A 19208-nucleotide genomic window follows, 5' to 3' on the forward strand; every position below is an offset into this window, starting at 1 on the left:
GCAAGCGGGGCGCGGCCATCCCCGGTAAAATTGGGGGTTATTCGAAAGAACCGCCGTGGCCGCGCCCATGGAAGGCTTTCATTCTTGAAACCACCGGTGGTGAAGATGAACAAGCCTTTCATTTCCCTGTGCCCCGAAATCACCCGGTCCCACGCGCTCACGCTCATGGACTGGCTGGAAGACGAAGAAGTCACGCGCTACCTCAGCGACTCGCGCCACGTCTCCCGCTTCATCGAACAGGTCATCGGCCGGGTCCAGCTGCCCGTGCTGACCCACCTGTTCAACCAGGGCGGCCGCTTCTTCATGGCCTGCGACGAGCGCGACGTGCCGGTGGGCTTTGTGCGCCTCGTCAAATCGGGTGCCGACTGCGAAATGGTGCTGGTCATCGGCCAGCGCGACAACTGGGGCCGCAAGCTTGGCGCCAGCGCCATCCACGAAGGCATGAAGCTCGCCTTCTTCGACATGCGGGCCGAGAAGCTCATTGCCAAGATCCACCCGGACAACGCCCGGTCGCTCAAGGCCTTTCTGAACAGCGGCTTTCTGCCGCACAGCGAAACGCCCGCGACGAAGTCGCTGGTGATGCACTCGGAGCACTACCTGCGGCTGCTGCGCGAGCGCCCCGCGCCCCACACCGCCAGCATCCACATCACCGAAATCGACAAGGCCCGGCTCCAGAGCCTGCTGGCCTTCGAACGCGGCGCGGACATTTTTGAGCTGGAGCACGAGATCGAGCGCGCCATCGTCGTCGACCCCCGGCAGGTGGCGGACGACGTGGTCACCATGAACTCCAAGGCCCTGCTGCAAGTGAACGACGAGGAGCGGGAAGTGGCGCTGGTGTACCCCGAAGACGCCGACGAAGGCGCCGGCAAGCTCTCGGTGTGCTCCGGCATCGGCACCGCCATCCTGGGCTACAAGGCGGGCGACGCCTTCAACTGGCGCATGCCCCACCGCACCTGCCACATCCGCATCGAGAAGGTGCTGTACCAGCCGGAGGCGGCGGGCGACTTTCATCTGTAGCGGGGGCTGCGGCGCAAGCGCCGCCGATGGAGCGGCCTATGGTCAGGCAGGGTGCGGGGGCGTGCCCTGCACACCCGAGGCTTTGGCCTCAGCGGACAGGAGTTCTTCCAGCGTCAGGCGCAAAGGGACAGTCAGCTTCGCCAGCGTCTGCAGCGAGGGGTTGTATGCCTGACGCTCGATGTGCGCGATGACGTACATGTCGACGCCGGATTGCCGGCCCAGCGTCTCCTGCGTCAACTTCAGCGCCCGGCGCGCTGAAATGAGGTTCAGCGCGAGCACCACCCCGATCGATTCGTCATGGGCCTTGCGTGACACGGGCCGTTGGCCGAAGAGGGAGCCCGTCCTGACCCCAAGCGCCCCGGCCAACTTGTCCACCGTGCTCAAGGACAGGTTGGAACGCCCATTCTCCAGATTCACCAGCGAGTTTCGGCTGACATGCGCGTGTGCGGCCAAGGCGCGCGTGGTCCAGTTTCCTTGCGCACGAAGAGCGACCATGTTGGCGCTCAGGCACTCGAACGGATCTGGGGCTTGAGAGACGGTATTGGGCACCGCAAAAGTGTTGCCTCCTTGAAATTTGCTTGGATTGCTTTGATACAGAATTCGAACCCCGTCCCTCAGGGAGAAACGTGTGTTCATCACAGCCGCAGGCGGCGTTCCCGTCCTTCACCCGTCCCGGATCGCACGCAAACAGTGGCGGTGGCCGGTGGTGACTCGGTCTTTGGAAGCGCCGTGGTACCTGCTTGTGCACGACGTGACTTGTCACAGGGGGCAGCGGGTGTCGCAAACGTCCCTGGTAGCTTGTGAGGAGGCGCTGGTCGACACGCTGGCCGAGATGGTGGCGGCAGACATCCGAGGCATTGGCCGCCTCGATCGGCGCCATGGTCCTGGCCCCTGCTGGGGCCTGCAGTGGATCGATGCCTTGTGGGAGCCGGCACCCGAAGAGGTCCGCGAGGTGGGGCGTTTGTTGATCCGGTGCGAGGCAGACCCGGTGGTGCGCGATGCGTTGCTTCGGCCGGTGGGGGAGGTGGCGGGACGGCGGCTGTTGTATGAGCGGGCGGCCCGCGGGGGAATCGCTTGAGTGTGCGGACGGATGCTTAGCGCAGAGCTGGGTGAGGGCGTCTGCTCTTTGCTCGTGCGGCGGCGCAGCGTAGTTTTTGAAACTGACGAGGGGCGGCTGAAGACTGGACGTAGTCACTCCATCTCTGAGACTGGCGGACCGCTTCGCAGCGTTCTCGGACGCTGGATCGCCGGACCTGAACGACTCCTACTGGCTAGGATGCGGACCTTCAAGCCGAGACGCCAGTGAGCTGGCTTCTGTCAAGCCGCGGGCCCCACAAGTTCGGGTCGGCGTCAACGCAACCGGGAGCAGGCCCTCCTAGATGAGTATGCGTCTAGTTCCCCTTGATGCCCAGCTCAGGCAATACCTTGCGGAATCGCACCACGTCGGCCTCCAGCGATTTCCGATACTCCTCCGGCGATGACAGGACCACCGTTGCCTTGGTGATCTTCAGATTGTTCTGATAGGCCGGTTGCTTCACCGCTTCCTTCACTTGCGAAAACAATGCCTGAGCTTGATCTGCAGGAAGTCCGGCGGGTGCAAGAAGCCCGGACCACGCGGGCACATCGACGTCGTTGTAGCCCAGCTCACGGAACGTGGGTACACCCGGAAACTCCGGGTCACGTGCTTCAGACGAGATCGCCAGCGCACGCACACGTCCATCGCTGACGAGTGGCAAAGCCGTCGATGCCCCCATGAAGAGCATGTTGATGTGGCCACCGATCAAGTCGTTGACCGGGTTCTGATGGGGAACATGGATCAGCTTGAGATTGGCTGCGCGAGCAAACATGGCTGCAACCACATGTGTGGTGTTGCCATTGCCGAATGACCCGTAGTTGAGGGTGTCGGGCTGTGCTTTCGCGGCTGCAATGAGCTCCTGGATGGTCCTGTAAGGCGAGTTGGCCGGCACCAGCAGCGCGAAGCCCGATGACTTGCTGACCACCGAAATCGGTGTGAAGTCTTTGATGGGGTCGTATGGGAGGTTCGAGTAGAGACCGGCATTGGTTGCATGCCCGGCGGTGGTGAAAAGCAGAACCGAGCCATCGGCTTTGGCTTTGGCAACGTCCGCAGTGGCGATTCGGCCGCCCGCGCCTGGTTTGTTTTCTACGATGACCGTTTTTCCAGATGACTTGGCCAAGCCTTCAGCCAGCGCACGCGCCGCTGTGTCAAACGGATGTCCCGCGCCGAGCGGAACGATGATTCGCACCAGGTCAGGCTGGGCCCATGCCATACTTGGTAAGAAAGCCGCAGCGATTGCGATGCGCGCAATAGTGGAAGTCAGTCCTTTGAGCATGATGTCTCCTCGTTGTGGGACAGGGTGGGGGATGTGGGTTGCGTCAAGAGCTCTTGAGCACATCGGCGATCCAGTCGGCCATGGCATGGGTGGCCAGGCTCATGTTCCCGATGCTGCAGTGCTGCTCGCCACCTTCTTCGGCTGTGAAGATGCGAAGCTCCTTGCGCGTGGAGTTGACACAGCCTTCATAGGTCTGGTGCGCTTCCGATACGGGAATCTGACGGTCGTCTGCACCGTGGGTGATGTAGATCGGGACGCGGATGCGATCTAGGATTCCCTCCAGCGTGAATCGATCGAATACCTCTGCGCATTCCTCGATGCTGTTCTTGCCGAGAACCCACTTCACGTGATCGAAGTAGTGGGGAACCGATTTCTGGGCATTCAAAGTCCCTGCGAGGCGAGCGCGGAAGCGCTTGCCGGTGTCGTGGTTGGCGCCCCACGCCACACAGCAGGCGAAGCGCGGTTCGTAGGCAGTGGCGCGCGGTGCGTGGTAACCACCAAGGCTCAGCGCCATCATCCCAATGCGTTTAGGGTCCACATCCGCTCGTGTCTGCAGATAGTCGATGCAGGCACCTGCAGGAATCTCCGCCTCAGGGGCGTTGTGCAGACCGTTCTTGCGCAGCGCTTCACCAACGCCCGGGTTGTCGACCAGAAGAATCGAAATGCCGCGTTTCCCGAGCATGTCTGGGAGGCCACACAGGTACAGGTACTCCTTGACACCGTCGAGTCCATTGAAGTGAACGATGCAAGGTGCGGGCTCCCCAGGCGCAACCACCGAAACCATCAGCGCGGGAATGAAGGACTCTCCGAAAGGAACTGAAACCCTCTCGCAATTGGCCCCCGAACACTCGACGTGCTTGCGGAAGGTCCACAGCAATTCGTCGTAGGCAGCAAGTCGGGGGGGATGGTCGTGCGCAGGAATGCGTTCCGCGGTGATGTACATCACGCAGGCGCGACGGTACTTCTCGGCTGCCGAAAGCAGATGACCTGCCGCTTCGTCCGTCGCGGCCGATTGGGACAGCTTCGCCGCGCCTTGTTCCCACGCTTGGAAGAACGCGTTCGCATGGGTCTGGTCATCCTCCACATCGCGCAGTTCTCTGCACGCGCGGTCCACCTCGTCCATGTTGGCTCCGGCGTCCAAGGCCATGGAGAGCGCGAGATTCCAAGAATAGACCTTGAAGTAATTGAACATGGAAGTGTTCTCAGATCGAAAGGCTTGCGATGCGCTCTGCTGCCACTTCGGCCAGCATCAGCGTGGGGAGGTTGGTGTTAGCGCTGGGGATGCTCGGCATCACCGACGCGTCGGCCACAAAGAGGTTGTGGCTGCCGTGCACGCGAAAGCCGTCGTCGACGACCGCCAACGGGTTGTCGCTGCGACCCATGGCGCAAGTGCTTGTCGGGTGCCCCATGGGGCTGATGGATGTCAGGATCTGTTCGTCGGAGATGGTGCGATGCCCACCTCGATACACCACGGGGCCGCCGCTTTTGAAAGCGTGACCAAAGATCGTGCGGCGCAGAAAGCCAGGCGCGTTGGACGCCGCAGAAGCGGCCAGGGACAATGCCTTGCCGGCTATGCCGGGCCGGTTGAATTGCTTGACCGACAAGGCACCCGGCAGCAGGAACGCCTCCTGAAACTCACATGAAACGTCGGGCTCTCGCAATAGACTTTCGGCCCGTCGCAAGGCCAGGAGCATGCGAGGCGCGTCCGACGGTTCAGACAGGAACCGGAAATTGACGACCGGATGTTCGGAGGGATCGGCGCTGGCGAGGGTGACGCTTCCGCGGGACTTGGGGGCGTAGAGGGCGCTCCCCACCAATGCAAAGCTCGGCCCGAAAGCCTCTCCGCTCACGCGCCCGATGACGAAGTTGAATAAGTCACCGGCAGGAGCACCTGGCAGACGTGACGACGAACGCATGCCTGCGACGGCGAATCGCCGCAGAGCCGTCGGCATCCGTTTGCCGCGTGGCAGCGTGAGGGCGAAAAATGCGTACGGATGGTTTTGCAGGTTTCGTCCCACGCCTGGCAGATCGAGGCTGACGTCGATGCCCAGCGCGGCGAGTGCGCGACCATGGCCGATGCCTGATCGCAAAAGAATGGCCGGCGAGTGAATCCCGCCTCCAGATAGCACCACGCGTCGCGGATGCAGTTGAATCCGGAGACCGTTACGGACCGCCTCGACGCAGCAAACGCGTTTGTCGATCAGGTGCAGGCGGGTGACTTGGGTATTCGTCCAGATGTCGAGGTTGGGTCGTGCCCGAACCGCTGCGGTCAGATAGCAGCCCGCTGTGGTCACACGCGCATCGGTGTCAATGGCGTTCGGCATCGAAAAGAAACCATCGCCCGGCTGCTCGTTGATGTCATCAATGAATGGCCAGCCGTGTCGCTGGGCGGCGGTCGCCATCGATCGAGCGAACGACGGCCACTGGGTTTTCGGAATCCGTGAGACGGCATGCAGACCGCCCTTGACGCCGGGCCGGTCATGGTCGTTCTCGATCCTGTGGAAGTAAGGTAGCACCTTCTCCCAGGAAAAGTCCCCAGCACCGGAATCCGCCCAGCGCGCATAGTCCGAAGGTACGCCTCGGAGCGCAAACATGCCATTGATGGCAGAGCCGCCTCCCAGTACCCTGGCCTGCGGGTAGGGCGCTTGTGCTTCGCCGTCTTTTGAAGCCGCGGTCAGACCGCTCCAGAAGTAGCCGGGATTGAGCGTGGCAGTGGGGAAGGCGTCCCGAATGTCTGCGGGTGCATCCGAGGCAGAAACGTCGCCACCTGCCTCGGCCAACAGGACGCGATGTGCTGCGTTCTCTGAGAGGCGTGCCGCGAGAACAGCGCCCGCGGTGCCGCCGCCAACGATCAGGAAGTCATGTTCCACGGTCAATTGGTCCGCTGGCGGTCAGGTCGATGCACTCGCCGCGCTTGCATCACGCCGACGCAGGATTTCCTGGACCCAGCTTGTGAACTCGCAGGCGAGATGCCACTGATGCTCTCGAATCATGCTGCTCAGCGTGAGTTGCGGAAACTCGACCATCAAGCGCATCAGGGAGCCACCGCCCTCGTCACGGAACTGATGGCGAACGCCTCCAATGACCGTTCCATCCGCGAGGCGGGCCGTACCCGCCGACTGATAGGGAAACGACGAATCGCGCGGCGTCTTCAGGCCCGTCTCGTCGTTGAAGCGCAAGAAGAACTGCGCTGGGAACGGTGCGCCACCTGTGGTCTCGATGACTTCCAGTACATCACCACGCGGCTCCAGGAGGTAGTGATCCGGACAGACCGACAGGTTCACCTTGCGGTTCACCGCCGTGTCACTGCCCATCAGGTCATCGAGATGCCCGGACAGCGCTCTTGCGTTGCAGTCAGCCACCCGAATTTCCACGACACACTGCTTGCGCTTGGCGCCGGACAGACGCACGATGAGCTTTGTCACCACGGCCGACATGCGCATGTCGCCGCCCAAGGCCGTTCGCAAGCCAGCGCGCCCCAGGCGTTCCTTCAGTTGAAGCAATTCCGCCCTTTGCGCCCGCAAGTCGTGCGGGTCGTCGCGAGAGCCATCTTTGACCTTGAGGACTTTTCGCAACCTCGTCAGCACTGCTTTGGCGCGGCGACGCTCCCAGCCTTCCACCTGGTCAGGCGTGATCAAGGTGCCATCAATCCGCACCTCCAGAGGGCTGCCCATATCTTGTCCCCTGGGTTTTCTACCGAACTTCGAACAGATAACTGAACGCATGACCAAGTTTATACAGACAAGGTCCGAGATGTAGAACCCCTCAAAACTGGAAAACTGTTTTCAATGATTGTTCAATCGTTCAGCTATCATGCTTATCGCGACCACACAAGGTGGCAAACGACAATCGACGGTGACCCGCAACCGAAATGAACACGCCTTCGACCAAGCCCGGAACGCCCGTTGAACCGCCGCAGGTACCTGGATCGGCCCGACCGAACGGACGCAAGGCGGGCGACGCAACACGCGACAGGATGCTGGACGCGGCGGAAATCCTGTTTGCGTTGCACGGCTTCCATGGCACCTCCATGCGGGAGGTGGCCCAGCAATCAGAAGCACGCTTGGCGCTGGTCGCGTACCACTTCGGCACCAAGGAGGCGCTTTTCGATCGCGTGGTGGAGCGAAGAGCCTCCTACATGGCGCATCAGCGGTTGCAGTTGCTGGACGCGGCGCGTGATCGGGCCGGTGACGGCCCCATTCCCCTCGAAGAGTTGGTGGCAGGGTATGTCAGCCCCTTTGTCGAACGGAGCAGCAAAGGCGGTCGGGGATGGAAGCACTACGCCCTTCTGGTGGCACGTGCCTCCAACGCGCCCGACTATGCCAAGGTCATTGGCGTGCACTACAACGCCGTCGCGCGGCTGTTCCTGGCGGAGTTCTCCCGCGCGCTTCCCGAGGTGCAGGAGGAGCGCATATTCCATGCCTTCAGCTTCATGGTGGGCACCATGCTTTCGCTGGTCGCAGAACCCGGCCGGATTGAGAGCTTGTCATCAGGCCGGTACGCGTCTCGCGATCTGGAACGGGTGTTCTCGACGATGCTTCCGTTCCTCACGGCGGGTTTCAGCGTGTTGGCGTCGACCAATCTGTCGGGCTCGCCTTTGGGTTCGGCGAAGGCGTAAATCTGCTTGCGCTGGTGGCAGTGCTCCTGGTGAAGGCCGTGAATGGCCGAAATCATTCTTGAGCCGACCTCGTCCTCCCAGGGCTTCGGCTTCGCAGCGGGAACCGTCTTTCGATCCCCGGCAGCCAAAGGCGGCTTTCTTCAACGGACCGGCCCACACGCCCGAATGGCGGGGAAGCAGCTTTGCTGCTCATGTCGTGCATACGCGCTAAACATGCTGGGGGGGCAAGAGCACGCTCATGTTCGGGGAAAATCTTCCTCGCAACGAGTAGATCTGGGCGGAGGAGAAGCCCAAGGTCAGCAAACTATCAATTGGGAGTGGGGTTCGTGAGAATCAGAAAAATATCGATCAGGAACTTTCGCGGGGTCAAAGACCTTGACTGGAGCCTTCCAACATCGGACATCTTCTGTCTCATTGGGAAAGGCGACTCGTCCAAGTCCACGATCCTTGAAGCAATCAGGTATGCGTTCTATCCCCAGTGGAACCTGACTCTCAACGACTCGGATTTCTACAAGGGCAAGGTAGAAAACGCCATCGTCGTTGAGGTGTCCATCGGCGATCTCGTTGAAGACTTCGTCTCCCTCTACAAGTACGGCCAGTACCTGCGAGGTTGGGACGCCAAGACCGGGATGCTCGTTGACGAGGCCGACGACGCCCTTGAATCCGTCCTGACAATCCGCTTCACGGTCGGCAAAGACTTGGAGCCTAAGTGGCTGGTGGTTTGTGATCGCAATCCTGACGGTGTGCCCTTCATGCAAGGTGATCGCAACAAGGTCAGCGTGGGCCTGATCGGAACCTACAGCGAAAGGCAACTTTCATGGGCGACAGGCACAGCCTTGGCAAAGCTCACTGAAGCGCAGAGCCTGAACGAGTTGCTTGCCAATGCTACAAGGACGGCCCGCACCTCGCTTGACGCTGACAGGCCCAACACGCTGAAGAACTTTGACGCTGCTGCCGTGAAGTCTCAGGAGGTGGCCAAGATTTTGGGTGTGCCCGTCGTGGAAGCCTACAAGGCCCACCTGGATCTGAGTTCGGTGAACCTGAAGGTCGGTGGCCTTGCTCTTCATGACGGCGACATTCCGCTTCGCCAATTGGGGCTGGGGTCACGGCGAATGCTGTTGTGCGGCATTCAGAAAATGGGTCTTGAAGAGGGCCATGTGACTCTCTTTGACGAGGTTGAATTCGGGCTTGAGCCTCACCGCATTTCTCGGCTGCTGAAGCATGTGCGGGAGGACAAGCGAGGTCAGTATTTCTTGACCACTCATTCACCTGTTGTGCTTCGTGAGCTCACCGTCAATGAGCTCTACATCGTTCACAGCAAGGCTGGCACTGTACGGGTCATTCCCGCCTTCTGTGAAGGCTTGGTTGCCCACGAGGCACAGGGGAAGATTCGATCCAGCGCTGAAGCCTTCCTGTCCAAGAAGGTCGTAGTCTGTGAAGGGGCTACGGAAGTGGGTTTCCTCAGAGGCTTTGACGACTACCAGTTCGGGAAAGGAAAGGATCCGTTCTCATACCACGGCGTGTCCTTGTTGAACGCTGGTGGTGCGAGCAGGATCAAAGCATTGGCCGAAGCCTTCAAGCTGCTTGGCTATGAGGTCTGCGTGCTTGCTGACGGAGACGCCGAGAAACAGTTCTCGCCCGGACATGAAGCAGAGTTGAGAGACAAGGGCATTCCGGTTCATGTGTGGACCGACAAGCTCTCGTTGGAGGAACGGGCCTTTCAAGACTTGCCATGGGCGAGTGTGATCGCAAGTGTGAAACTTGCCCAAACCGTTCCTGGCTTAACCGTCTATGCCAACGTGCGTTCCAAGTACCTGAAGGAGCTCAGTGAAGACGTTGGCACGTGGGCGGAAAGTGCCGATCTGAGACTTGCCATCGGGAAGGCTGCGAAGAGTTGCGCCTGGTTCAAGGACATCACCCGAGGGGACTTGTGGGTTCAGGCCATCAGTCCTTCTTTCGGCGATCCCGATTTTTCGAAGACGGACATTCCTGTGAAGCTCTCCAAGCTCTGGGAATGGGCAGAGCATGTCTGAAGAACTGGCAATCAAGCTCGCTGAATGCACCGGCAAGGGATATGTAATCGCTCCTGCTGGTTACGGCAAGACGCACCTGATTGCCATGGCGGTGAAGGCGGGCACCCACCGTCAGTTGATCTTGACTCACACGTTCGCCGGGATCAATTCCATCAAGACGAAGATGAGCACCCTCGGTGTTCCTGCGTCCCGGTACCAGATTGACACCATTGCCAGTTGGTCACTTCGCCTTTGCCTCGCTTACCCGAAGAATTCTGGATGGAAGATTGAAAACCCGACTAGCAAGCAGTGGGCGACGCTCTACGAGGCATGTTCAAACCTGCTGAAAAAGGACTTTGTTCGCCGTGCCGTCAAAGCCACCTACGCGGGCGTCTATGTGGACGAGTACCAAGATTGTTCGGATCTGCAGCATGGTCTTGTATGCGCGTTGGCCGAAGTGCTGCCAACCCGCATTCTGGGTGATCCCATGCAGGCCATCTTCGACTTTGACGACGCCAAGCCCGTGGACTGGGACGCCAACATCTATCCGAACTTCACCTGCTTGGGTCAGTTGGAGAAGCCATGGCGTTGGGTCAATGCGGGACAGCCGTTGTTGGGTGCATGGCTCAAGGCCGCAAGAAAGACCTTGGAGCAGGGTCAGAAAATTGACCTCATGAACGGCTTGCCTGCATGCGTTAAACGGGCCTACACCGATCCCCAGTACCTACCCAACAAGCAGTACGCGATCCTCTGTGAGCACTTGGGCAACACCGCCTCCGTGATTGCCTTACACGGCGGGGATCAGGAATCCAAGAACAAGACCCACCGTCTGGCTCGGACCATGGGAGGCCGGTTCTCATCAATTGAGGAAGTGGAGGGGAAGGCGCTCTTCTCGTTCGTCAAGAAGCTCGATTCCGCAAAGACCACGAAGGCCAGGTTCCTTCACGTCGTGGATTTCGCCAAGGACTGCTTCACCGGTGTCGACAAGACACTGACCGCTGGCACCAAGCTCGGCAACATTGCCAAGCAGACGAAGGCCACGAAGTATCCCGAGTTACTGGCGGCCGCGAACCAGTACCTCACGACGCCGATGAGCAAGAACCTCAAAGCCTTCATCTTGCTGCTGAAGGACAACCCTGAGACCGCGGCCTACCGGCGGGATCTGCTCTACCGCTTCATGAGCGTCCTAGAACTGCACATAGATGGGTCAGCGGCGACGTTCCTTGAAGCCGCGAACCTGTACCAGAGGGAGATGCGGCACACGGGCAGGCCGATCAGGCACCAGAAGCTCATCGGCACGACGTTGCTGGTCAAAGGACTCGAGTACGACCATGCTGTGATCTTGGACGCCGACTCGCTCGGTACCAAAGATCTTTATGTCGCCATGACTAGGGGTGCGAAGTCGCTGACGATCATTTGCAGCGGTAGGAGTTTGCCGGGCGTCTAGGGTTGCCGTTGCCAAGAAGCCGCGGTTGCGAGGCACGAAACTTTTCGGGTGGACCGTCTCCGCATCGCTGCAAGCGATTGAAAACGGCAATGCTTGCGGCTCAGATGCCCTGTCTCACGACTACCGGTCACTTGAACCTTGGACGTCAACGACTGTTTTCAGCCTTCAGCAGTCACCACGCCACATTGCCGCCAACGGCGGCACCCAGTCTGAAGCAGCCGTTGCAGCTCCGAAGTTCAGATGAAGCGACAGCGGAAACGACCAATCTGCTTTAGACACGTCGGCCAGTCGCCTACCTCAACCTGGCGTGATCGTCAGCACACGCTTTGCGGCTATCGCCACATGGTTCTCGGTGATCAACCGTTGGATAGCGGGCGGCCATCTGGGGATGGCCTGTGTACCATCGGTCCGTGGATTTCCTTCTTCTCCTTCCCATTACGCTCGTCGCTGTATGGATCACCAAGGCCAGGCAGCAGCAACGGCGCATAGCCATCTTGGCCCGCTACCTGGACGGCCGCGACATCGAAAAGCACATTGAGACGCTTTCGCAGGGCTACTTGCGCGCCCTGGGCGAATCAGACTCCACCCGCAGCGCGCAGGTTTGGGAGGTGCTGCGCGGGACCGAAGATGTCCTGAGTCGGCAAGTCTGCAAGCTGGCGGAGGACTTTGCGGGCGTCGAGCCTACGGCCACACGCGTGAGCAAGTTCCCGATCTGGTTGCCACGCTCGCCCGCGCTCGACAGGTCCTTCGATATGCGCGAGGCGCTGCGCATACACGCCCGCGGCATCTGCCGTGCGATCGAGCGACAGGGCACCTCCGCAAAGGACCGCGCCTTTGCCATTCTGGCCGAGATGCTCCTGATGCAGCACACCTGTCACTGGTATTGCCGTTCGAAGTCCGTGGCATCGGCCCGCATGCTGGCCAGCCACCACACGTCCTACGAGCAAGTTGTAGGAGGCGTGCTGCCGCAGACACGACAGGAGTATCTTGAGCTGGTGTCCTGACAATGGGGCATGGGGTCTCTCGTGGAGTCAGAAAAGACGAGGCTGCAGCTCATGGTGTCGTCGGTGAACAATGCGTTCCTTGCGCATGGTGAGCTGCTCGTGAATAGGGCCTCGTCATGTTCTTCGGTTGCTTCTGCTGCGAAGCCGAAGTCTGGACTTTTGGGTCGGCTCAAGACTGGGAGCGGTCGGCTGGAGTGACGCCTTGAGCTTGCGATCTGCGCCACTTTCCAGTCGTTCGGATGCGGGCCTTCAACGTCGACCGCTTGCGCGCAACGATGCGATGGCTAGACTTCCGCGTTCGGCCAGAAGCGGACGGACCTCTCAATGCTCAAACTCATCGCGATATTGGTGCTATCAGGCAATCTTCAGGTCGCTGTTGAGCAATCCAACGGCTACGCGGAAGCAACTTTCAGCAACTCCGAAGCTGGGGCACAGGAACTTATCGAGTTTGCGGAACGGACTTTAGGAGATACGCCTGATGGCGTCCGCATCGTGGTTGGATGGCTCGATGATGCGGACAACGATGAGTACATCATCGCTGCCCTCGCAGAGCTCGACATCAAACACGGACTGGTAGTGCCAGACGATGTCAACAAGGCGGCGTTGGAGTTGCAACTTCCCCAGCCGAATGCTCGCGCTGTGGCGGTAGCCGACGAGAAACGATTTGGCTTCCTCTACCGGAAGAAGCGGTAGGAATCGAAGTCCGCTCAGGGCCCTGAGCGGACTTCCAAGCACGACGGCAAATTGTCTGCGGACAACAACTGCGTGGAGAACCAGATCCGGCCTATTGCCGTGGGCAGAGGGAACTGGCTGTTCGCAGGGAGCCTGCGTGCTGGTCAACGCGCCGCGGCCGTCATGAGCTTGATCCAATCAGCGAAACCCAATGGGCACGATCCGTATGCCTATCTGAAGGACGTGTTCCTACGCCTGCCGACGCAGCCGTATCGCCGCATCGACGAACTGCTCCCGCATCACTGGCAGCAGAGCTGACGGCCTGCTTGTGCTGGCCGCCGCACGCTGCGGCCAGCGTCAAGATGTGTTGGCCGCGTGCTTACGTCAGTACTGGCACCGTCGTCAACGGACGCGCGAAGCTTTCGGTCTTATCCTTGTCTCTAGCGATACGCCTGGCGGGGCCATCCCAATGATGGCCAAGCACGCGGCGGTAGAGATCGTGGCTGCCAGCCCGTTTTGCCGGCTTACCGCCCGCGACGTGCGGCGCGTCAACGGCGCTGCCGCGGTTGCGGCAGGTGTTTACCTTGCCAGGACCGCAAGGGCTCCCGGCGTTAGGGAGCCCGTCGAGAAGGGTGACCCGCTAACCGCCGTCGGCACGCCGTCCGCATCGAGGGCGTACACGCCGATCCTCTTGCTCGATTGGAGCGACACCAGCAAGTACTGGCCGCCCGGCTCGGCTGCAACCGCCTGCGGCGAGAAGCCGAGGGCGAAAGGAGAGCCTGGCAGTGGCGTCAGCTGTCCACTCGTCTGATCGACGCTGTACGCTGAGAGGCTGTTCGAGTTCTCGTTGGTCACATAGAGAAACTTTCCGCTCACGTCGCTTGCCGCGAAGGACGCCTGCGCTCCGCCCGTGCCGAACGGCGACCCCGCCACCATCGTCAGCGTCCCGGTCGCGTCGTCGATTGTCATCGCTGCCACAGAGGTCGTGTACGTTGGCACGAACAGAAATCGACCGCGCGGATCCATGCTCAACGAACGCGCATAGGTGCTGAGGTCGTAGACCGGGAACGGGCTGCCCGGAACGGGCGTTAGGGAACCCGTGCTCGCGTCGATGCTGTAGCCATACACGGAACGGCTGTTGAAAGCAGCCGCGTAGAGGTACTTGCCATTTGGCGTGATGGTGACATCGAGGGGTTGACCTCCGGTCGCCGTGGACGATCCGGGCAAGGTGAGCGCACCGCTGCCCTGGCTTATGGCGTAGCCCTCGATCGTGTTGCCGCTTTGTGTGGCCGTATAAAGGAACTTACCGCTCGGCGCGATGGCCAGCACCCTTGGGGCGAGACCCGCGACGGCGAATGGAGCACCGGCAACGCCGCTCAGGACGCCGGTTCCTGTGTCTACGCTGTACGCACTGAGCGTGTTTGGCGTGCGATTGGCGGTATAGAGAAACAAGCCATCGGGCGTCAGGCCCGCGCCATACGAGCTGGCCCCGTTGTTCACCGTGCCAATGAGCGAGAGGGCGCCGGCATTGTCGAAGGAGAAGGCGGCCAGCTCATTGCCTCCCGTGTCCGTGGCATACACGAATCGGGTGGTGAGATTGATGCATTTCACCGTCACACCGAATGAAGCGTCGCCGTCGACCGTCCCCGAGCCTTGGATGACCGTGCAGGTCTGTCGAGGTGCGAGCGGTTGCTTGGCGACGGTGACGGCAAAAGTGCTACCGACGGCGACCTGGGCCGTGAACTGGTAGCTGCCGCTCAAGGGGATGCTCAGCGTCTCCGAGCCATCGCGCTGCAGAACAAGACCCGTACCGGCCAAACCCACGACGGTCACCGGGATGGTTCGGTACTCCGGGGTTTCGAAGGAGGAAGTCGAACCGCTGCCGCCGCATGCCGCGACAGCCAGGGAACAGAAAACCGCCGCCGCCGCCGCCTTTCTCATCGTCATCATCGATTCGCTTTCTACGATCTGGGTATCCGAATGCGCATCGATCCAGCACCGCAACCTGCGTGAAGCCGGAATGAGACCTCGAGCTGCCGGACCGCGGGCGATTATGCCGACATCCAACGCGCCCCAAATGCATACTTCACGCACTTCGCATTAAGCGCAACTTTCTCGCACATGTGGGCGTTCGGTTCGACGGGCCTCTTGGCCTACAGGTATACCCGATGTGTTGGTTAATCAGGGAGGAAATGCACAAATGCCCAGAAGGCGGAAATCCAGCTTTTTTGATGACCTTGTGGACCTGGTGGCGCTGATGCCCTGGTGGGTGGGCGTGGCGCTCGCCCCTGTGGGCTATCTGCTGCTCCACTCGGTGGCCGTGTCGCCGCCGGCACCACTCGCCCCGGGCGCCATCGGCCCTTCGCTGATCTGGGGAACCTGGCTCAAAGCCCTGGCCATGGCGGGCCAGTACATCGTGCCCATGGTTTGTCTGCTGGGCGCACTGCTGTCCTTTCTGCGGCGCCGCAAGCGCGAGTCGCTTCACCAGGAGGTCCGCCAAAGCAGCGCGGCCGACGCGCTGGAGCGCATGTCCTGGCGCGACTTCGAAGTCCTCGTGGGTGAGGGCTTTCGCCAGCGCGGCTATGCGGTGCAGGAGTCGGGCGGCGGCGGAGCCGATGGCGGCGTCGATCTGGTGTTGCGCAAGGACGGCGAAACCTTCCTGGTGCAGTGCAAGCAATGGAAGGCCTTGAAGGTCGGCGTGACGGTGGTGCGCGAGTTGTATGGCGTGATGGCCGCGCGCGGCGCGGCGGGCGGCTTCGTCGTCAGCTCGGGGCGGTTCACCGACGAGGCCCAGGCTTTCGCGCAGGGCCGCAACATCCAGCTGCTCACGGGCCCCGCCTTGCTGCAGCTCATTCGCAGCGGCCGGCCCACCGCAGGGGCCTCCACGGCGCCCGTGCGCACGGCCTCGGCGCCTAGCGCCGCGCAAGCCACGGCATCACCAGCGGCTGCGGGGGCGGCATCGGCCGCCGCAGTGCCCACCTGCCCGGTGTGCAGCCAAGCCATGGTGCGCCGGGTGGCCAAGCGCGGCGCCAGCGCCGGCCGTGCGTTCTGGGGCTGCTCGGCTTACCCGGCCTGCAAGGGCACGCAGCCCTTGTGAGGCAAGGCCTCGGCCTTCGTGTGCTGACCATGGCTGAATGGCTAACATGGCCAATCTCTTGAGGAGCCCGCCATGCGCGTCACCGCCACCGAAGCCAAGAATCGTTTTGGCAGCCTCTGCGCCCAGGCCAAGCGCGAACCGGTGTTCGTGGAGAAAGCCGGCCAGATCGACACCGTGATCCTCTCGGCCGAACAGTACCTGGCTCTGCAAACCCGACACGAGAAGTCCACGCGCGCCGCGCGCAAGAAGGCATTCGACGCCGAGTTTGGCGACTGGATCGCCGCCCAGAACGCCCGCCTCGAAACGCACGGCATTCCAGGTGCGGATTTGCGCCCTTGGTGAACAGCCGAGCCTTGGTGTCGGCGATGGATACCGTGCTGTCGGGCGTTTAGTTGGCGCGGGTCCGCCAGTAAATCGAACGTCGGTGAAGAGCCCTCGCCGCGCTCCTTGACCGAGCCTTCACGCAGCCACCCCGAACAGCGCCCCCACGCCCGCAGTCAGGCCCATGGCCAGGGCGCCCCAGAAGCTCACGCGCGCGGTCGACACGAGCAGCGGCGAGCCGCCGGCCTGCGCCGCGATCAGGCCCAGCGCCGCCAGGAAGAACAGCGAGGTGCCCGCCACCCCCCACATGAGCGCCGACGCCGGCAGCAGCAGCACCACCAGCAAGGGCAGGGCCGCACCCGCCGCAAAGGTGGCGGCCGAGGCGAGCGCGGCCTGCACGGGTTTGGCGGCCAGCGTGTCCGATATGCCCAGCTCGTCGCGGGCGTGCGCTTCCAGTGCGTTCTTTTGCATGAGCTGCGTGGCCACTTGCGAGGCCAGCGGCTGGTCGAGCCCGCGCTTCACGTAGATGGCGGTGAGCTCCGCGTGCTCCTGCTGGGGGTTGTCGGCCAGCTCGGCCTTCTCGCGGGCCAGGTCGGCGTTTTCGGTGTCGGCCTGCGAACTCACCGACACGTATTCCCCCGCCGCCATGGACATGGCCCCGGCCACCAGGCTGGCCACGCCCGCCACCAGAATGGCCTGCGTGCCGGCCCCGGTGGCCGCCACGCCCAGTACCAGGCTGGCCGTGGAGACGATGCCGTCGTTGGCGCCCAGCACGGCGGCGCGCAGCCAGCCGGTGCGGTGAGTTCGGTGTCTTTCGCTGTGTCTCATGGGTGTGGCGGTTGGGCCGGGTGATTGAGCGGAGGGGCGGGGCGGGCGCAGTGTGACACGGCAGGTGCCTTGGGTGGTGCGCCGCGGCGGCCGGTATTGACCTGCCTCAAGCCTGGCCCGCCGCGCGCGCGTTAAGGTGTGGCCGTCCCACACCACCGCACCCGCCCCCGACCATGAGCGATACCGTCAGCGTCACCATCACCCGCCAGCAGAACTACCAGTTCCTCGTCGATTTTGGCGACGCCATGCCCACGCTCAACGCGGACCTGCCCGCGCCGCTGGGCCAGGGGGAAGGCCCTTCGCCCGAGCACCTGCTGCTGGCGGCCGTGGCCAACTGCCTGAGTGCCAGCCTGGTGTTCTCGCTGCAGAAGTACAAGCAGGACCCCGGCACGGTTCGCGCCACGGCCACCGCCACCATCGGCCGCAACGAAGACAAGCGCCTGCGGGTCACGGGTGTGGACGTGGCGCTGAGCCTGGGCAAGCCCGCCGCCGAGCTGGAGCACCTGGACCGCGTGCTCGCGCAGTTCGAGGCCTTCTGCACCGTCACGCAGAGCGTGCGCACCGGCATGGACGTGCGCCTGACGGTGAGCGACGCCACGGGCCAGCGCTTGGGGGCTTGAGCGACCCGCGCAGGATCGTTCTTTGATCCTTGGCCACCCAGTGGGTCCCCACCACCCGGCCAAGCAAAGGATCTCCGTGTACCTGCGTGCCCGTCCATGCCCACCATTCACTTGGAACAAGCCACTGCTCATGGGGGCAGGTTCCCGGGCTTTGCCCGGTGGGCGGCCACCCGTGCAGGTGCCGGCGCCGCATCGGCACGCCCAACGCTGGCACACCATGCCGTACTGGGACCCCTGGACCGGGGCACCTTCGCAGGAGCTGATGGACGTTGCCGAACACTGGCACAAGGGCGGACGCACCGTCCCTCCCATCGACGACGAGCAGCTCCGCCAGCTGGCCCCCAACGCGCTCGTGGTCGAGGTGGGCCCGGGCCTGGGGCGCGACCTAAATGCCTTGTCGGACGCCGTGCCCCTCGGCCAGGTCGTGGTCATCGAGCAATGCCCGAGGGTGCTGAGTCGCCTGAGCCAGTGGTTCGCCGCGCGCAGGAACTTGCGCTTCATCCAGGGCATGGGCTTGGACGAAGCCATGCCTTTCTCGGGGCGGGTGGCCTACCTGCGCCTGGTGCGCGTGGCGCCCTACCTCAGCGAGGCCGAGTTGGGGCGCTTCCTCGCGCAAGCCGAGTCGCTGCTGGATCAGCGGGGGCGCGTGTTCGTGACCGTGTGCCACCCTGGCACCGATGCGCAGGCGGATAGGGCCGCGGGACAAGGGTTCGGCCACCACACGGTGGCGGCGGTGCTGCGCATCGCCCACTGGTATTCCCGCTTGAGGCTCGAACGCCTGGAACTGGCCGTGCATGACTCGCGCAGCCGCGCGCCACTGCAGTCCGCCGTGCTGGACCTGGGCCACCAGGTGCCCGAAGCCCTCGACGACACCGTGTTCGCGCTCGTCGAGCCGCACCGCGATCGCGCCGTCGAGATCGAGATGCGCCTGTGGTTCGTCACGCGGGAAGCGCCGCCGCCGGCGCTGTGAGCCGCAGCGCGCTGTCGAGGCGCCGATAGAAAGTTCCTGACAGGCTCCTTGGAGCGGCCCATCAGAAAAACCCAGGCACCCTGGGCGCCACGGGCCAACGCCTGGGCGCCCCGGCGGCGCCTGGCGCTTGGGCTGGTGTTCAGCGCTGCCCAAGGCGGGTCATGAACATTGAATCACTGCCCCCCATCAGTGGCGTGAAACCTGTCCGTCGGGTCCTGAGAATTCGCGACCTTTCCTGGGCGAAGGCTTCG

At 62.4% G+C, this 19208-nt stretch carries 17 protein-coding genes and 1 pseudogene; 11 read left to right on the forward strand and 7 right to left on the reverse strand.

What is annotated here, in order from left to right; genetic code table 11:
* Window positions 1-105 precede the first annotated feature (105 nt).
* Window positions 106-1017 (forward strand): bifunctional GNAT family N-acetyltransferase/nucleoside diphosphate kinase regulator, encoded by a 912-nt coding sequence (locus tag SOM08_RS07885; RefSeq protein WP_116960660.1) that lies wholly within the window; start codon window positions 106-108, stop codon window positions 1015-1017.
* A 42-nt stretch (window positions 1018-1059) separates the two neighbouring features.
* Here the strand turns inward: SOM08_RS07885 and SOM08_RS07890 are convergent, their stop codons facing one another.
* From SOM08_RS07890 to SOM08_RS07910, 5 genes are all read right to left on the reverse strand, one after another.
* Entirely contained in the window at window positions 1060-1653 is a 594-nt protein-coding gene (locus SOM08_RS07890; RefSeq protein ID WP_322470455.1) for a helix-turn-helix transcriptional regulator, read from the reverse strand.
* A gap of 755 nt (window positions 1654-2408) precedes the next feature.
* Window positions 2409-3368 (reverse strand): tripartite tricarboxylate transporter substrate binding protein, encoded by a 960-nt coding sequence (locus SOM08_RS07895; protein WP_322470456.1) that lies wholly within the window; start codon window positions 3366-3368, stop codon window positions 2409-2411.
* Between the two features lie 43 nt (window positions 3369-3411).
* Entirely contained in the window at window positions 3412-4560 is a 1149-nt protein-coding gene (locus SOM08_RS07900) for an alpha/beta hydrolase family protein (RefSeq protein WP_322470457.1), read from the reverse strand.
* A gap of 10 nt (window positions 4561-4570) precedes the next feature.
* A complete protein-coding gene (locus SOM08_RS07905; protein WP_322470458.1) occupies window positions 4571-6238 on the reverse strand; it encodes a GMC family oxidoreductase in 1668 nt (555 codons plus the stop codon).
* Between the two features lie 21 nt (window positions 6239-6259).
* Window positions 6260-7042 carry a hypothetical protein gene (locus SOM08_RS07910; protein ID WP_322470459.1) on the reverse strand — a complete coding sequence of 261 codons (783 nt, stop codon included), beginning with the start codon at window positions 7040-7042 and terminating at the stop codon, window positions 6260-6262.
* Window positions 7043-7239: 197 nt separating this feature from the next.
* Between SOM08_RS07910 and SOM08_RS07915 the strand changes: the two genes are divergently transcribed.
* The 6 genes and pseudogenes from SOM08_RS07915 to SOM08_RS07940 form a co-directional block, all read left to right on the forward strand.
* Window positions 7240-7986, forward strand: coding sequence for a TetR/AcrR family transcriptional regulator (locus SOM08_RS07915; protein ID WP_322470460.1), 747 nt, complete (start codon window positions 7240-7242; stop codon window positions 7984-7986).
* A gap of 326 nt (window positions 7987-8312) precedes the next feature.
* Complete coding sequence (locus SOM08_RS07920; RefSeq protein ID WP_322470461.1) at window positions 8313-10019, forward strand: ATP-dependent nuclease; 1707 nt, start codon at window positions 8313-8315, stop codon at window positions 10017-10019.
* On the forward strand, window positions 10012-11445 hold the full coding sequence (locus SOM08_RS07925; RefSeq protein ID WP_322470462.1) for a UvrD-helicase domain-containing protein: 1434 nt from the start codon (window positions 10012-10014) through the stop codon (window positions 11443-11445). Before SOM08_RS07920 ends, SOM08_RS07925 begins: the two co-directional genes overlap by 8 nt.
* 410 nt (window positions 11446-11855) lie before the next feature.
* The gene (locus tag SOM08_RS07930) at window positions 11856-12449 is read left to right on the forward strand and encodes a hypothetical protein (protein ID WP_322470463.1); all 594 of its coding nucleotides are present in this window, start codon (window positions 11856-11858) and stop codon (window positions 12447-12449) included.
* A gap of 324 nt (window positions 12450-12773) precedes the next feature.
* Window positions 12774-13142: a hypothetical protein gene (locus SOM08_RS07935; RefSeq protein ID WP_147326243.1), complete on the forward strand. Its 369-nt coding sequence runs from the start codon at window positions 12774-12776 to the stop codon at window positions 13140-13142.
* Between the two features lie 42 nt (window positions 13143-13184).
* Window positions 13185-13439: pseudogene (locus tag SOM08_RS07940) on the forward strand (transposase domain-containing protein); the annotation flags it as partial.
* Between the two features lie 261 nt (window positions 13440-13700).
* Here SOM08_RS07940 and SOM08_RS07945 read toward each other — a convergent pair.
* Window positions 13701-15071, reverse strand: coding sequence for a lactonase family protein (locus SOM08_RS07945; RefSeq protein WP_322470464.1), 1371 nt, complete (start codon window positions 15069-15071; stop codon window positions 13701-13703).
* Window positions 15072-15321: 250 nt separating this feature from the next.
* Between SOM08_RS07945 and SOM08_RS07950 the strand changes: the two genes are divergently transcribed.
* Window positions 15322-16218 carry a restriction endonuclease gene (locus SOM08_RS07950; protein ID WP_416187000.1) on the forward strand — a complete coding sequence of 299 codons (897 nt, stop codon included), beginning with the start codon at window positions 15322-15324 and terminating at the stop codon, window positions 16216-16218.
* Between the two features lie 72 nt (window positions 16219-16290).
* On the forward strand, window positions 16291-16560 hold the full coding sequence (locus tag SOM08_RS07955) for a type II toxin-antitoxin system Phd/YefM family antitoxin (RefSeq protein WP_322470466.1): 270 nt from the start codon (window positions 16291-16293) through the stop codon (window positions 16558-16560).
* A gap of 117 nt (window positions 16561-16677) precedes the next feature.
* On the opposite strand, the gene SOM08_RS07960 is transcribed toward SOM08_RS07955, so the two are convergent.
* Window positions 16678-17367, reverse strand: coding sequence for a VIT family protein (locus tag SOM08_RS07960; RefSeq protein ID WP_322470467.1), 690 nt, complete (start codon window positions 17365-17367; stop codon window positions 16678-16680).
* Between the two features lie 173 nt (window positions 17368-17540).
* On the opposite strand from SOM08_RS07960, the gene SOM08_RS07965 reads away from it, so the two are divergent.
* Window positions 17541-17987: an OsmC family protein gene (locus tag SOM08_RS07965; protein ID WP_322470468.1), complete on the forward strand. Its 447-nt coding sequence runs from the start codon at window positions 17541-17543 to the stop codon at window positions 17985-17987.
* 217 nt (window positions 17988-18204) lie between these two features.
* Window positions 18205-18957, forward strand: coding sequence for a class I SAM-dependent methyltransferase (locus tag SOM08_RS07970; RefSeq protein ID WP_322470469.1), 753 nt, complete (start codon window positions 18205-18207; stop codon window positions 18955-18957).
* The last annotated feature ends 251 nt before the right edge of the window (window positions 18958-19208 follow it).

It is taken from the genome of Hydrogenophaga sp. SNF1, from assembly GCF_034421675.1.
GTDB lineage: Bacteria > Pseudomonadota > Gammaproteobacteria > Burkholderiales > Burkholderiaceae_C > Hydrogenophaga > Hydrogenophaga borbori.

Bases quoted from the DNA above. Each gene is read 5' to 3' on its own strand.
- SOM08_RS07960 (WP_322470467.1), bottom strand. From the start codon at position 17,367: ATGAGACACAGCGAAAGACACCGAACTCACCGCACCGGCTGGCTGCGC.
- SOM08_RS07965 (WP_322470468.1), top strand. From the start codon at position 17,541: ATGAGCGATACCGTCAGCGTCACCATCACCCGCCAGCAGAACTACCAG.
- SOM08_RS07925 (WP_322470462.1), top strand. From the start codon at position 10,012: ATGTCTGAAGAACTGGCAATCAAGCTCGCTGAATGCACCGGCAAGGGA.
- SOM08_RS07950 (WP_416187000.1), top strand. From the start codon at position 15,322: ATGCCCAGAAGGCGGAAATCCAGCTTTTTTGATGACCTTGTGGACCTG.
- SOM08_RS07895 (WP_322470456.1), bottom strand. From the start codon at position 3,368: ATGCTCAAAGGACTGACTTCCACTATTGCGCGCATCGCAATCGCTGCG.
- SOM08_RS07915 (WP_322470460.1), top strand. From the start codon at position 7,240: ATGAACACGCCTTCGACCAAGCCCGGAACGCCCGTTGAACCGCCGCAG.
- SOM08_RS07935 (WP_147326243.1), top strand. From the start codon at position 12,774: ATGCTCAAACTCATCGCGATATTGGTGCTATCAGGCAATCTTCAGGTC.
- SOM08_RS07885 (WP_116960660.1), top strand. From the start codon at position 106: ATGAACAAGCCTTTCATTTCCCTGTGCCCCGAAATCACCCGGTCCCAC.
- SOM08_RS07945 (WP_322470464.1), bottom strand. From the start codon at position 15,071: ATGATGACGATGAGAAAGGCGGCGGCGGCGGCGGTTTTCTGTTCCCTG.
- SOM08_RS07890 (WP_322470455.1), bottom strand. From the start codon at position 1,653: ATGAACACACGTTTCTCCCTGAGGGACGGGGTTCGAATTCTGTATCAA.
- SOM08_RS07970 (WP_322470469.1), top strand. From the start codon at position 18,205: ATGCCGTACTGGGACCCCTGGACCGGGGCACCTTCGCAGGAGCTGATG.
- SOM08_RS07955 (WP_322470466.1), top strand. From the start codon at position 16,291: ATGCGCGTCACCGCCACCGAAGCCAAGAATCGTTTTGGCAGCCTCTGC.
- SOM08_RS07900 (WP_322470457.1), bottom strand. From the start codon at position 4,560: ATGTTCAATTACTTCAAGGTCTATTCTTGGAATCTCGCGCTCTCCATG.
- SOM08_RS07910 (WP_322470459.1), bottom strand. From the start codon at position 7,042: ATGGGCAGCCCTCTGGAGGTGCGGATTGATGGCACCTTGATCACGCCT.